Origin of the sequence: Salegentibacter sp. Hel_I_6, from assembly GCF_000745315.1 — a bacterium.
Lineage (GTDB): Bacteria > Bacteroidota > Bacteroidia > Flavobacteriales > Flavobacteriaceae > Salegentibacter.
In genome coordinates, this window is the sequence record NZ_JQNQ01000001.1 from 2,917,197 (window position 1) to 2,931,756 (window position 14,560).

Sequence of the window (14,560 nt, forward strand, 5' to 3'; positions counted from 1 at the left end):
AGTCCCATAAAGCCTTCCAGAATTTTCCCAATGCCACGTTTCTGCGGCTGGTTTAAAAAGTCATTTAATAAATCTTCGCTTCTTTTAATTCAAATATTCCACATAAAGCTTCTGGCGTTCTCAGCGATATTGTTCGAAGTTGTAATATAACCGCTGCGGACTCTATAACCGCTAGTTATATATTTCTTAATAGTTTCTTTAATATAATTTTAGATTATAGCTTCAGAGGTTTTCATTTCACCGTAAAGGCATTGAAATCTCATTCGTAAAAGTATAGAGGCAGTTTACCATCTTAAAACAAAAAAACCCGTAAATCCTGGGATTTTGGGGTTTTTGATTGTTTTGTACTCAAAAAGTGGAGTCGGAGGGAACGACCGTTTTTTCTAGTTACCAGTGTTTACAAGTCTTTTCAGAGGCCACAGAAATTTGGTCACCGGATTGGTCTCGCTTTAACAAAATTTAACGTTTGGCTGAAATTTTAATACACTTCTTCACCCTAAAATAAACCATTCTCCTCTAAAATAATTTCAACTCAATATTTACCTAATTTTAAATATTATATCAGTTGTAGATCTTTCATTATGGAGACCAAATGAGGATTAGTGTTGGCGTTGAACTCATCTCTCAAATCTTTTAGCCTTTTTTCAATCGCACTTTTACTTCTGGGTTTTATATTCAGGATTTTTAATTCCTCTTGGATTTGGTCTTGCGTAAGTCCGTTGGAAAGAAATTTTACAATATTGATTTCAAAATCGTTTAGAACCAGTAAATTATTTTGGTTTAAAGCCTTCTCTATTGTTGGGGAATTATAAGTTTTCCCTTTCCATAGTTTTTCAATTGCTATTTTTAGTTCTTTTAATCCTCTACGGTCTTTACAAACATAGCCGTCTATATTACCAGATTCCCATAATTCTTTTACCGTTTGGGGATGATCCTCTATAGAATTTACAAGAATTTTGAGATCGGGATATTCAGATTTTAAAAGGGCGATAAGTTCTTTTCCGGATTTGATCTTTTCATCCCGATGATCTTCTTTAAAGGAGAGATCACAAATAAGTAAATCGAAAGGTTTGTCATCTTGTAAAGCTTTTTTAGCCAAAAGCCAGGCCTTGTCACAGTATTGCGCGTGAGTTATTTCCGGAATATTCAATTCATTTAAAATAGATGCTACAGCGTGATTAATGCTGTCCATATCTTCTGCAACTAATACCTTTTTAAACATACCCTTAATCTATATTGGAATTTGGATGAGTATTTTTAATCCTCTTTCCTGTGCGGTATCAAATTTAAGTTTTCCATTTATAGAAAAAATACGGTTTTCCATATTTTGAACCCCATTTCCTGATGTTAGGCTTTCTTTTTTAACACCAATCCCGTTATCGGAATATTGAATTTTTAATAGATTTTTTTCAGAAGAAAATATAATTGCCACCAAACTTGCTTTGCTGTGTTTATTCATATTGATCATGATCTCCTGTAACACCCTATAAATCACAAGCTTTTTCTCGATATTTAAATCATTCCAGGCAATGCTTTTTTCACCGCTTAAAATAAGCCTGGCATCTTTAGGACAAATTGAAGAGAGTAATGCTACGAGTTGATCGAGGTATCCCTCACCGGTATTAATTTCATTGTTTTCCCTGGAAATATTTCGGGTAAGCTTGTAAATGTGTTCAATTCTGTCCATCGTTGCTGCAGGTGCAATTGCTTCCAAACTACTCATCACATTATAAACGTCATTGGCCAACTCATCGTGAATTTTTTTGGAAATTCTGGTTTCCGTTTTATGGGTTTCGCGAATCTTTTCTTTCAAGTGCTTTTGTCTCAGGTAGAAAAATCCGAATCCACCAGATACTATAAGCAATAATCCTCCAAGGGAGAGAATGATGATTTGACTCTTAAGTTCTTCTGTTTCCAGTAGTTGTTTTATTTTTTCAGCCTCAAGATTATTAATTTCTTTTTGCTTTTGTTCCTCATCGAACCTAATCTTAGCGAAGAGATTTTTTGACTGAATATTTTCAGCTTTTATACTGTCATTAAGCTGTATATAACGATTAGATAAATCCCTGGCTTTTTCTAAAGAAGAAAGTTGAATTAATTTTTCTATAGCGGTAAGCTCGGCATTCTTACTATTAATATCCTTAGCGGCTAATAATAAGCTATCGGCATACAGTTTTGAAATTTGGGAATCCTTATTTCGGTAATAATCTCCAAGATGATCATAACTGGCTAGAAGACCATTCTTATCATTCTGTTCCCGCCTAATATTCGTAGCTTCCAGTAGCTCGTCCCTGACTTTGGCCGAAGAATCCTGTAACCATTTTGTATAGGCAAGATTATCCACAAACCTGGCTTTAGAAAGAATACTTATTGAATTGGATCTTTCGATAATCCTTTCAAAAATTTTTATAGCCTCGTCGTATTTTTTTTGATCCTGAAGAGCAAGCGCAATATTATTCAGGTTGCTCAGGCTATCTCTAGTTGTAACAGCATAGTTAAGGGCATTTTGCCATTCGGTTATGGCATCCTGATAAAATCCCTGGTTACGGTAGGCAGTAGCAATGGTATTAAAAGCGCTGCTTACAAAGGTAGAATCTTCATCGGCAAGATACCCTAAAGCCTCGGTGGCAGTTTGCTGAGCCCCGGTATGATCGGTCAATTGGCTTTGTGCAATGGCCATTTCAGTAGTTCTTCGTCCGGCATTGGCAGTGTCCCCAATTTTTAAATAGAGTTGCCGCGCTTTATAAGCATTTTCAAAAACTTCCTCATCGCTATTTAAGTAATCAAAAATTGCAGATTTCCTGTAGTATCCTTTTGCAATATAACTTGAATCATTTTGTGCCTTAGCGGTATTTATAAGAGAATCTGAAAAATAAAGCGAGCTATCATATTCCTTTAATTTTATATGATAATAAATTTTATAGTCCAGGAGATCGGGAATTAGGGTATCATTTTTATCCGTGTTGCTTTGAAGTGCATTATTGAAATTAGCGATCTTATCCCTGATTTCTTTAGAATTTTTTCCCTTTTCAAAATAGGTAAATGAAGAATCTGTCCTGGTTTGTTCCGAAGGCTCAGAAGACATCTTTTCGTTGCTGCAAGAGGATAAAAGCAGGAAACATAAAATACAATAAATATGAAGAAGGGGGCGTGGGTTCATAAAGCGAAAATAAATAAAAAAAGCCGCTAAAAAATAGCGGCCTGGCTGATTATATTAATTAGCGTTGTCTGATGTTTTGTAGATGGATAATTGTATTTTTTTTCAACATTCATTCTCTCGCGTCATAGTTTGACGTCCTTTCCTTTCATCTTTGAAAATATAAGTAGCGAAGTTAATTGCTTCGTGTTGTTTAATGTTAAGAATAGATCCGCTTCAGTCTGTGACTTTTCCAATAAGTAGGGGTAAAGGAAAATTAAAGGACGAAGCGGAATCTTATTCTGATTTCAGAACCGAAAGTAAGATTACTATGAACTATATGAAGTAAGTATGAAAAAGTTATTTCTAGATGATATTCGTACCCCGGAGATGGTATATGATACAATTGAAGCAAAAGATTTTATTGTGGTAAGGAATTATGCTGATTTCGTAAAGTACATAAAACAAAACGGTCTCCCGGATTTTATCAGCTTTGATAATGATCTGGGTTTAGACGAAAATGGAGAAATAGCACCAGATGGATATGACGCAGCAAAATGGTTGGTGTACGAATCGGGTTTTGACCTTCGGGAGCTGCAATTTAAAGTTCACTCAGCCAACCCTGTTGCGGCGGAGCAGATTAGGGGATTGTTGAGCAACTATATTCAGTTTTTGAAAAAGAGTTGAAATTTTCTACGGTTACTTATAAGATCCACACGTTTACTAAACGCTCTTCTTTCGCTTTAACATAAAATTTAGATTTATAAAAAATTAAAAATAGCTACCGTTTTATAGTGTACGGTAATACAGAACTTTATTAAAACTTAATCCCAAATTAATGCAAAAAGAAACTAAACCAAAAAAAATGGATCAAGGTATGATCATGAAAGCCTTGGACTACTCCTATGATAAAGCGATAAATGGAATAACAGGCTTCGATTCTGCCCAAGAAATGGCTGATAGCTATAGAGGAAATGGAAAGACCAATATCCAAAATTGTAATTCTTTGATAAGATGGCAAAACACTAAAGCAACCACAAGTGGATTTCTTACAGGTTTAGGAGGACTATTGACAATGCCCGTAGCTATTCCTGCTAATTTAGCCAGCGTTATGTATGTTCAAATTAGAATGATTGCTGCCATAGCTCATATGGGGGGACATGATTTAAGAGATGACAGAGTTAAATCCTTGGTTTATGTTTGTATGGCTGGAAATGGAGCAAAGGATATTTTAAAAGATATAGGAATCGTGGTTGGTCAAAAAGTAACTCAAAAAATGATTGCGAATATTTCTGGTAAAACGGTCACAGCAATCAATCAAAAAATAGGCTTTAGACTCTTAACTAAATTCGGGCAAAAAGGTGCAATCAATATGGGTAAAGCTGTGCCACTTATCGGAGGTTTGATAGGTGGAACATTTGATGGGGTAACAACCAACTTAATAGGGAATACTGCGCGAAGAACTTTTATTCAGGCTAATTAACGCAATATTTTAATCAGAAGTTTTTTTCTGCTAGAACTAATGAATTTCGATCCAAACCGCCCGTATCACCGATATGAAATAGATTTACTCTTTACAAAAACAAAAACTCAAATGCATCAAAAATCTTTGGAGAGTGGAGGAGATGGTAGAGCACTTTTTAAAGATTGTTATACAGGGAAAATCTTACGTGGCGGTGATTGCTATGACTATGAACACATTCGATCTTCAGAAGCTGTTTTTATGGAGTATCGTGAACGCTTAACCAATTCTGAAATTGCAGAGGTGGTAAATTGCCCTGAAAATGTGGCTGTTACTTTGCGCAGTATTAATCAATCCAAAGGGAAAATGAAACTAGAAGATTGGTTGTCTAATGCTAATATTGTCTCTAGTCACAGAATAGATGTTGCATTATCTAAAAATGCTGCGGCTAGAGCAGATAGAGGGATTCAGCAAAAAGTAAAAGAAATACTATCAAGGTAGATGGGAGATTAGACTGTTAAAGTAATCTCTCTAAAATACTCCCAGATCATAACCATCGCCAGGGTATCAAGTTCGCAGTATTTAAGTAAAGATAGCTTAATTTCCAGGCGCTCGTTCTCAGGCATGTCTGTGTACTGGAGTTTGCCGTAGGCAGTAAGTGCAGCGCCGCCATCAGCGATCCCGGTGAGGCCGGAGACGGTTTTTTCTGTTTGTTCCTCTTTCCAGTCGGCAAAGAGGGGAGGAAGCATTTTGTACGGATTCACAACCTTGTTATCTTCAACTTGTAGCCAAACATGCGCATGATTAAAGTTTTTTGAGGTTAGTCCGATGTCGCCAATAGATTGGGAGTATTTCTGTTTTAGCAGTTCTGAAGAATTGAGAACCGCAGGAAGGACGGCTTTAATGGAGTTAGAGCCACCCATGAGCGGACTGTAATAATAATCCTTGACTACCTGAAACAGGTCGATCATGTTGCGGTCGCCACTCCATTTTTTCGTAGCCTTTTTCTTGGATTGGGTGATGTGTTTGATAAATTCTTGTAATTCTTTTTTGTCAGTTTCGTCAGACTCTTCCAGTTGCCGATAAATAGCATTCAGGATGGTATTTTCGTGGGGTGCGTACCTGAAGATACTGCCGGAATTTTTTGAAAGTGCTTTTTTAAGCTCGCGTACGAATTCAAAATTTGGGAATTTCCCGGGTTCAAAATTGATGTATTCACTCTCGTGTTTCACGTTACCCGCCGCATCCACGCTATGATGAGAAAATTGAAAGGCAACCTGCTCGTAAGGTCTGCGGCCTTTGTTGAAGGGGAGGGCAGTGGCGCTGGTTTCAAAGTCAATGAAATTAAGCGGAAATTTCCAGCTTTTCATCTCCTGTTTCAGTTCTTCTTTTAAAATATGCGGCCCCGGTTCATCACTCCGGGTCTTTTCTACTTGTATCCATTGTCTTTCAGAAGAGGAGATCTTTCCGGCTTCAGGTTTTACTCCAAGATCATCCTCATTTAAATCCCTGAAAAAGAATTTATCATTTTCAAAAAGCTTAGGTCCCCTTAAATAGTGCAGGTTCCAGATATCCCAGATAACCGGTTGGTTGAACTCGTTCTCGCTCCAGCCCAACTGTCCGGCCCAGCATTCCCTGAAACCCGATTTCTTTCCTTCGGCCAGCTCCTCTTTCGTAGCTCTGAATTCACAGCTCTTGCAGTTGGAGTAGGATACAGGGGCATTAAAGAATTTGTCAGTTGCATAATGTTTTGAAAATAGGTTAATGCTTTGTTCCAGACCCAGATTTTCATAGCAAAGATGTTTTCCTGTCTCAATTTCATCCAGGATAATATCTATGTTTATTTTATCCAATACGCTATCTCCAATTTCTTCCAGCCTGTCCACCTTCCTGGTAATTCCCGTGCGGTTATTGGCGGTTTTATTGATCCTGAATAGTTGATTAAGGCCTTCAACGGTCGCCTTCTTGCTTTTATCGGCTAGCATCAAATAAGACTTGATCTTCCACCCAGGATGACATTTTTGGATCACATACTTCTGAAAAGCCACATCGAATAAATAAGGTTTCCAACCGCTAACGAGTCCACCACGCTTCCCTATCAACAGGTTTTCATCTGCTGGATCAAAGGATTTCGCTTTAACCTCTATGAGCTGGATATTATTTCCACGCTTCACCAGAATATCGGTTCGGATAAAGAGATTTTCAAATTTAAAAGCCGCCTCAAAGATCACTACGTTCTCCCGTTGGAGCAGTTCCTCTGTTTGTTTTGCCAGCAAGTCATAGTTCCAGTCGTTGTTTTCAATTAAAATTCCATCGGGATAATGAAGCCGTGCCAGTTCTTCTACCTGAAAGCCACCTTGAGCCAAAGCTTCTAAAAATGGATCTTCCAGCTTCCGGTTCGCGTACTCTTTCTTTTTGGTGTAGAAGAGTGGCTATTTCGGAGTGATGGTGCCACCTGTTTCGGTCAAACAGTGCCACTTTAAAAGATACTGCAATTATATAAAAAATTAATGTTACTCGTTCTTTAAAGCTCCTTTTCTTAATGATTCTCCTTTGAGGTCAATCCGATGTGAGGAGTTTACGATCCTGTCCAGAATAGCGTCTGCTATAGTTCCTTCCCCAATAATATCATACCAGGCCGATACGGGTATTTGTGATGATATAATTGTGGATGCTTTGTGGTACCGGTCATCGATGATATCCATAAGGGTTTCCCTGGCGTGGTTATCAAAACTCTGCAGTCCAAAGTCATCCAGGATTAATAAATCTGCTTTGAAGAGTTTCCCAAGTTCCTTAAGATAAGTGCCATCCACTTTACTAAGTTTTAATTTCTTAAAAAGGCGGGCAGTATTGGTGTAAATGGTTTTGTATTCCATCATACAGCTCTGATGCCCTAAAGCCTGGGCCAAGTAACTTTTGCCAACCCCAGACGCCCCGGTAAGGATTATATTTTCTTTTCTGGTGATAAAATCCAGTGTCCCCAGCCGGGTAAACATGTTCTTGTCAAGGTTTCGTTGCTGGGTGTAATTCACATCGGCCAGGTTCGCCTCTTGTTTAAAGCCGGCCTGTTTTAAGAGCCGCTCTATCTTCCGGTTCTGCCGGTCTTCCCATTGGTGATCGATCAGCAGAGCGAGGTATTCATCAGCAGTGATGTTCTCTATACGGTTGTCCTTTATGTGCTGTTGGTGCAACTGGGCCATAGCCCCCAAGCGCATTTGTTTTAGTTTTTCAATAGTCTGATTGTTATTCATATTCATTGGATTTAAAGGGTTTATTATTGATATGCAGAAGCACCCCGCAAGTTATCGTGCTTGGGGATGTGTGGTTTATCTTCTTCGAGGTCCTGGTAAAACAGGGAGCTTTTGTCCAGATTGTTTTTCAGGATATTTTTGATGCGCAGGTAAGTAACCGCATCTGCCTGCAAAGCTCTTTTACAGGCATCATCCAATCGCTGGGAGCCATAGGATTTATGGAGCTGGATGACCCCCATAGCTCGTTTGTATCCTATTTCAGGATAGTCCACCGCGGTGATTATTTTCTCGATACAGCCCAGCACATGCTTGCCATGTATGGCCGCTTTCTTTTTAAAAAATTCCGGGCTCCAATCGCTATAGTATTTATGGGTACTGCTTAAATGTTCTTTGTTGGTATTATAACTTCCTTTTGATGGGTTGCGCTGGTGCAGGGCGATCCGCTGATGATAATAATATACTTCTACCACGGAACTGGTATAATGGATGGTGGTTTCTTTTCCTATGTAACGATAGGGTGCGCTGTAATAGCTTTTATCCGGGGAGAAGTATACATAGCCTATTTTCTGAACCTTTGCCCTTCGGTAGCCTTTCAGTTCATAGACTGTCTCCGGCAGGGGTTTTAGGTATTCCCGTTCCACGGATTGGAAGAGTTCTCTGCGACTGGCTTCCTTGCGGGAGAACAATAGGTTATTGTACCGTTCTAGCAAGCGTTTTATCTCCCGGTTAAGGTCTTCCAATGAGAAGAAGCTCATCTCACGCAAGGGGTAATAGATCCGCTGGTAGGCAAGGTTTACGGCATTCTCCACCAAAGCTTTGTCCTGCGGGGCATAGCCCCGGGCAGGATTGATCACACAGTTGTAATGCCGTGCGAAGTCTTTAAAGCTCCGATTGATATCGGCCTCATACCTGCTGGCACGGGTAACTGCTGATTTTAGGTTGTCGGAGACAATGGCTTTGGGAACGCCTCCATAATAGCGCAGGGCATTGCAGCAACAGGTAATCAGGTCCTCTCGTTTCTGGCTTTTACAGGCTTCCACGTAGGTGTATTGGCTGTTGGGCAGGATGGCCACAAATACTTCTACCGGGATCAATTCTCCAGTTTCCTTATCAATAATGTGGAGTTTTTTGCCGGCATAATCTATAAACATTTCCTTTCCAGGATCGTGTTCAAGTTTCATCGAACCTTTGACCTTGGCATATTTGCGTCGGTAGTGTTCCATAAACTGGGTATAGCCATAAGGATCTTTGGCCTGCGCTACATATTCCTGATAATGGTATAAAAAGGTAAATCCTGGATGATTCCGGGCTTTATTGACCCCCTCAAAGTATAACATCAGCTCCTCATAGCGAGGGTTGTCAATAGTAGTGTGGGAAGGAAAAAGCTTTTCTAAGCCAGCATTATCAAGGGCCAATAATTCCTTAAGGGAAGAACCGCTGGCCTTGAACAGCCGCATATAAGTGTTTACCGTATTGCGGGAGATCCCAAGGGTGGCACCTATTTTACGGTTGCTAAATCCATCGAGATGTAAGGAAATAATTTGTTTTAAGTCCATTGGATCAAGTGTATTGGCCATATCGCTTGTTTTTAAGCGACAAGGTATTATTTACTTGATCTTTCAAAGTGGCACAAATCGAACCGATATAGGCTTAACTTAAAACCAAAAGTGGCACAATTTGAACCGAAATCACTGGCACTAACCGACCGAAATCACTGGCACAAATCGATCCGAAATATCCAAAGAGCTTGTTCGGGCATTCCAAAGCTTGTTTAAAACGGGATTTGGTAAGAAGGCGTTGGGACATAATTATGAGGCAATTGTTTTAATAAAAACTTCCTGCCTCACGCTATCAGCTATACAGTAGCAGTCCAGATAGTCCCCTTTGAAAAACCCGGGTTCAATAAGTATTTCTTCCTTCCATCTACTAATTACTAAAATGCCAACCTTATTTTTTTTAGCAATTCGTAAAAAGTTATCATAGTTGTTCCGTCTCTGGAAATCAGTTTTTTTGTTTGTGGCCAGGTTCAAACTATCCTTGGATACGGCTATCCATTTTTCATTGGCAGGATATTGATGTACCTGATCCACGACGGACATAGATTTAAAATGATCCGGCTCTACTATAGCTAAAATAACAAACGAAAGAAATACACCTATTATGAAAGCTAAAATTGAAATAAGGATTATCCAATACCATGGCAATGCATAAGAGGAATAAACTGAGAGGAATGCAGTCATTATACCAATAATCAAAACAAAAGTGAGATCTTTATTATTCCAGGCAGGTATTAAAGCTCCCAAAGTTTTATGGGATTTTGCCTCTAATGAAATGGTATGTTCCCTTTGCATTGGAGATTCAAAACAAAGCAGGCCATCTGCCCTTTTCTTTTTGTATCTCTTTACAGTTCTAACTTCTGGACGGGAGAAGATTGCGGAAGGTTCAAATTTTTGCCTATAGTGGTTTTCAAGAAAAATTATTGCCTTCTTCTGGATATGTTTTTCAGTTAGTCGGGACATATATTTTGTTTTTATTTCAGTTTAAGAAGTAGTACGTTAAATTAGGTCTTCCTCAATCTCTCATTTCTGAAATCATAAATTCTGGTTCAATCCAGACTGAAAAAGAACCATCACTTTTTACTTTTCTGAATTTACACTTGAGGCTGGCAAAACTGTACTCATATAGCATTTTACCTTTACTTTTCAGAACACCCTCCTGTGGGGTTTGTTTAATTCTTATCGTCCAGTTCCTGCGGGTGCCAGGTAGGTTGAAAAGAAGATACTCTGGGTAAATCCCAGTTCTTTCGAATTCGCTCCTGCCGCCTGGGATTTGGACTATTTTTAGTTTTATGTTAATGGGCCTTTGAGTATTCGTAGCTCATTAATTAATCTTTTTTAATTGATAACCGGTAACTTTATTCCCAATTTAAATATGTCGATATATGGTTTGATAGGTATTGACTTAAGTTTTCCCACATCAATTTTAACTATTCCTTTATTTTGATCGGGATATATGATTAGACCTGAAATAATCTTATCGAAATCTTCATTTCCATAAAGTTCTTTATACACTTTTTTCAATCTTGCATAACCACTAACCTGTCTAATATCAGTTTCTTCTTTTCCTTGAGTATTGATATATTTTGGTTTATACTTAGCATCAATAACGAATTTTTCATCTTTTGAGTTAAGCAAATAATCCAAATGATTATTCCTATCTGCTTCGAACTGGAACTCAACATCGCTTCCATAAACGTCCTTAAGTAATGCCAGAACATAGATTTCAAACAATCTGCTCATATCAATCCAAAAAGGTGGAGTTTCTATTTCCTTTTTTGCGATGGAAGAAATATTATAACCGAATCTTTCGAATATCATTTTGGCTAAACGCAAAGCTTCATCATATTCCTTAAAAAACCTGTTAGATTTATAATCCTTAATCTTCCGTATATCAACTTCCGTAGATACTTTTTCAAAAGCAGGATTAATAAAATTATATAAATCCAGTAAACCTTTAGTATCAATCAATTGATTATAGCTAGATAAATAAAATTTGGCAAACTGCAGGGCTTTCTTTAGCAGCTTATTTTCAAGATTATCAACTCCAAATTCCTGAAAAGAACAATACGTATGAAGCATCTTATTTTTATAAGCATTGTGCTTAATAGTTTTACCTACTAATATTTTCCCCTTTACTCGTGAATACAAATTCTTTTCAACCCTAAAATATGATTTACGAAGGCCTTTTTTAACTATTTGCCTAAGTAAACCCAGAAATTCGAGTAACAAAAACGGGGTAAGGAAATCATTTTTCTGACTGATTGTTATTTTTGGTTCATCCCAATAAACTTCGAACAAATTATCAAGATGATCCATCGTCTCAGGATGGCGAACTGAATCGAGAAGCATTTTCAAATAGTCAACCTCTTGTCCGTTATTATTTATTTTAGGTTGAATATTTACTACTAACTTTCCTTCAAGAATCCAATCTATGCCAATAAAATAATTAGACTCTATTTGATAAAAATCTTCCTCGGGACGAACTTTAGCTACTTTAAAACAAGTTAGATCCTGTTTCTTACCTTTATGAAATTTTTGAAATTTTCGTGTATAGAGATTTTTCTTCAAAATTTCTGAATGAAGAGAATCTATAATCTCTATTTCATTAAACCCAACATGTTCACCGTATGTTAAAACCGGTATTATCATACTGATAATTTTTCGATGGTAGCTTCAGCATCCTTCAATAAAATTCCATCATTCACATATTCTTTTAGAATTGGTTTAATCTCATAATTTAACTTTAACCTAAGTTCTTCCAATTGTTCGCCTTCTGCTTTACTTGGATCAACTAGAAAATAACTATGGCCAACCTGGATATCTCTGTAATTGAAATCCGAAGCTAAGTACCTGGAATTTGTTAATTCTCCATCTTTCTCTGTTATGAATAGATTGGATACTTCATCAAATAACTTCTTAGCATTTTGATTTTGGATAATAGTTGAATCAGCCAATATTTCTACAAAAGAAAAACGTCTTCGTATTGCATAATCTATATGCCCTACACTCCGATCGGCAGTATTCATAGTACCTATGATGTATAAATTTTCTGGTATTACCAACTGAGATTTCCCATTTACTTCATACATGCTATTTACTATTTCACCACGATATTCCAGAGCATAGATTAATTCACCCAATACACTTGGAAGATTGGCTCGATTTATTTCATCAATTATTAAAACATACTTCTTTAAATTTTCATTTTTCTCTTCAGGCTTTACTTCTATATCACCCTCTCCATCTTCGATGAATTGCTGAAAAGCATTTAAAACTCTGACGTAATAACTTGCATGCCAATTAGCCAAACCTGACAATGTTTTATTTTTCTTGATTTCCTGCCTGGTAGTATTATTATCTAAGTATGCTTTTTTTATATCGCTAAAATGCATCTTATTCCCATTGCTATTCCAACTATTTTCCCCCTTATATCTAAAAGCATCTTCCTCCACTCCAGTAATAGAAACACTTGGCGTTAAGGGAAATTTCCCTTCTTCATCAATTTTATCATATATCATCTCTATAAATGACTCAAATCGTTCCTCTAGTAAAATCTTTTCATTAAGCTCTTCCTCGCTCTTCTGACTATTTTCTAGGTTCTCAGAAGCCTTTAAGGAAAGTTTTGCAATCTTCTTATTTCTTGTTTTATATTCAATTTTTTCTCCATTACTAGTAGCCTCTATTCCCCTAACAAAATCTTCATAAGTATATGAAGGATGAAACTGGATTAATTCATAATCTCCTTTTTCATTCGTATCCACATTACTAAATAAATATTGGGCTATAGCTATTTCGTATGGATCTGCCCCGTTCTTATTAGAAGGCTTTTTACCATTCAGAAAATCCTCGTATTTCGAAATAACTCTATCGTACGTTGCAGTCCACGGTCTACTATTATCCGACCGCATAGATATTCCTTTATCCGATATCTCGGTTATGGTATAAAAATCTTTTTTTCCACTAGCATTTTCAATTTTCTGACCAGCCTCAAAATTTTCCTTTATAAATGATTCTGAAATTTTCAATTCACGGATTCCTGTAAGTTTCTCTGCCATTTTCTTAGCTGTGTAGGTCTTACCGGTTCCTGGAGGGCCTTGAAGTATAATTTGTTTTTTGTACTCTAAAACTCTCAGATAATTATCAATACGTGAATCTTCCATCGTTTTTAAAATTGATTTTTTTTCAAATTTTTTCTTTTGCTTCATTACATCTACATAGGTCTTAAAAAGTACACCTTGTAGTTCCCCAATCATTTCTTCAAATTGGATTTTTGGAAGTTTATAAAAGTCTTGGTCTTGTTTTATAGAGAATTGTTTACCTATAAGGACATAATTATCGTGTTCTAGGTTTTCTAATTGTTCTAAATTTCCGATTACAAAATCGAATCCTTCTTCTTTTAATTTTTTCAATAACATTGGTTGTTGCAAAAAACTATGAACATATGGCTGAATATAATCTACAGTACTTTTATCATTTGCAAATGGAACGTATTGGGTATTGAATCCAATACCATAACTCAAATTCCCATTTCTTAAAAAGAGATGGTATTGCACCTCCGTACCTCCTCCAGGGTTAATTACCCAATCCCTATTTCTATCCTTGTCTGATACAATAAAAAGTTTATCCCTATTCGTAGCACTTTTCTTATTTAATAGTTTCTTTCTCGTATATTGAAATTTCGAGCAAAATTCTCCAAGTTCTTTATTAATAATCTCAACAATATTCTCAAGATTTTTAAACGAAATCATCTCTCCTATATCAACAATTTTATAACCCGAAAGTTTCTCAAAGCCAAGTCTATTATTTGCATTACTATTGAAATCATCCGATGTTAATTCAACTTCAGCCAGCTTTGCAGCCTCAGTTACAATTAGTTTATATGGATAAAGTTTCTTTTCAATTTTGACTGCATAGCCGGTTCCATTTCTCTTCGAAGGAATTCCATTATTATTAATTTTAGTTACTGCTTGATCTATTAAATCTTTTGTTAGGAAATCAAGTTTACGATCCATTAAGCTTTTTGTATTTAATTCTAAATTTTATTTTATATCAGAAACTTTATCTAACACCTGCTGCTGCAGATAAAAAAACAAAGTAAATTATTTCACTCTTAAACTGATTAAAGAAATTATTAATTATAATATCTAACTGG

General features: G+C 36.8%; 11 protein-coding genes. 3 read left to right on the top strand and 8 right to left on the bottom strand.

Annotation, left to right across the window (positions count from 1 at the left end; all coding sequences use genetic code 11):
• Positions 1-556: 556 nt before the first annotated feature.
• Complete coding sequence (locus FG27_RS12800) at positions 557-1,222, bottom strand: response regulator transcription factor (RefSeq protein ID WP_037319709.1); 666 nt, start codon at positions 1,220-1,222, stop codon at positions 557-559.
• A 9-nt stretch (positions 1,223-1,231) separates the two neighbouring features.
• Positions 1,232-3,085 (bottom strand): sensor histidine kinase, encoded by a 1,854-nt coding sequence (locus FG27_RS12805; protein WP_231563320.1) that lies wholly within the window; start codon positions 3,083-3,085, stop codon positions 1,232-1,234.
• Between the two features lie 402 nt (positions 3,086-3,487).
• Between FG27_RS12805 and FG27_RS12810 the strand changes: the two genes are divergently transcribed.
• From FG27_RS12810 to FG27_RS12820, 3 genes are all read left to right on the top strand, one after another.
• The gene (locus FG27_RS12810) at positions 3,488-3,823 is read left to right on the top strand and encodes a cyclic-phosphate processing receiver domain-containing protein (RefSeq protein ID WP_037319715.1); all 336 of its coding nucleotides are present in this window, start codon (positions 3,488-3,490) and stop codon (positions 3,821-3,823) included.
• Positions 3,824-3,974: 151 nt separating this feature from the next.
• Positions 3,975-4,619 (top strand): EcsC family protein, encoded by a 645-nt coding sequence (locus FG27_RS12815; protein ID WP_051935851.1) that lies wholly within the window; start codon positions 3,975-3,977, stop codon positions 4,617-4,619.
• A gap of 39 nt (positions 4,620-4,658) precedes the next feature.
• Entirely contained in the window at positions 4,659-5,099 is a 441-nt protein-coding gene (locus tag FG27_RS12820) for a hypothetical protein (protein WP_037319717.1), read from the top strand.
• An 8-nt stretch (positions 5,100-5,107) separates the two neighbouring features.
• Here FG27_RS12820 and FG27_RS12825 read toward each other — a convergent pair whose 3' ends face one another.
• The 6 genes from FG27_RS12825 to FG27_RS12850 form a co-directional block, all read right to left on the bottom strand.
• Positions 5,108-6,964 carry a DUF2779 domain-containing protein gene (locus FG27_RS12825; RefSeq protein ID WP_231563321.1) on the bottom strand — a complete coding sequence of 619 codons (1,857 nt, stop codon included), beginning with the start codon at positions 6,962-6,964 and terminating at the stop codon, positions 5,108-5,110.
• Positions 6,965-7,111: 147 nt separating this feature from the next.
• Positions 7,112-7,849: an IS21-like element helper ATPase IstB gene (istB, locus tag FG27_RS12830; RefSeq protein ID WP_037322278.1), complete on the bottom strand. Its 738-nt coding sequence runs from the start codon at positions 7,847-7,849 to the stop codon at positions 7,112-7,114.
• Between the two features lie 23 nt (positions 7,850-7,872).
• Positions 7,873-9,426 carry an IS21 family transposase gene (gene istA, locus FG27_RS12835; protein WP_037319719.1) on the bottom strand — a complete coding sequence of 518 codons (1,554 nt, stop codon included), beginning with the start codon at positions 9,424-9,426 and terminating at the stop codon, positions 7,873-7,875.
• Positions 9,427-9,657: 231 nt separating this feature from the next.
• Positions 9,658-10,368, bottom strand: coding sequence for a hypothetical protein (locus FG27_RS12840; RefSeq protein ID WP_037319722.1), 711 nt, complete (start codon positions 10,366-10,368; stop codon positions 9,658-9,660).
• A 375-nt stretch (positions 10,369-10,743) separates the two neighbouring features.
• The gene (locus FG27_RS12845; protein WP_051935852.1) at positions 10,744-12,057 is read right to left on the bottom strand and encodes a hypothetical protein; all 1,314 of its coding nucleotides are present in this window, start codon (positions 12,055-12,057) and stop codon (positions 10,744-10,746) included.
• Positions 12,054-14,420 (bottom strand): AAA family ATPase, encoded by a 2,367-nt coding sequence (locus FG27_RS12850; RefSeq protein WP_051935853.1) that lies wholly within the window; start codon positions 14,418-14,420, stop codon positions 12,054-12,056. Before FG27_RS12850 ends, FG27_RS12845 begins: the two co-directional genes overlap by 4 nt.
• Positions 14,421-14,560: the final 140 nt, after the last annotated feature.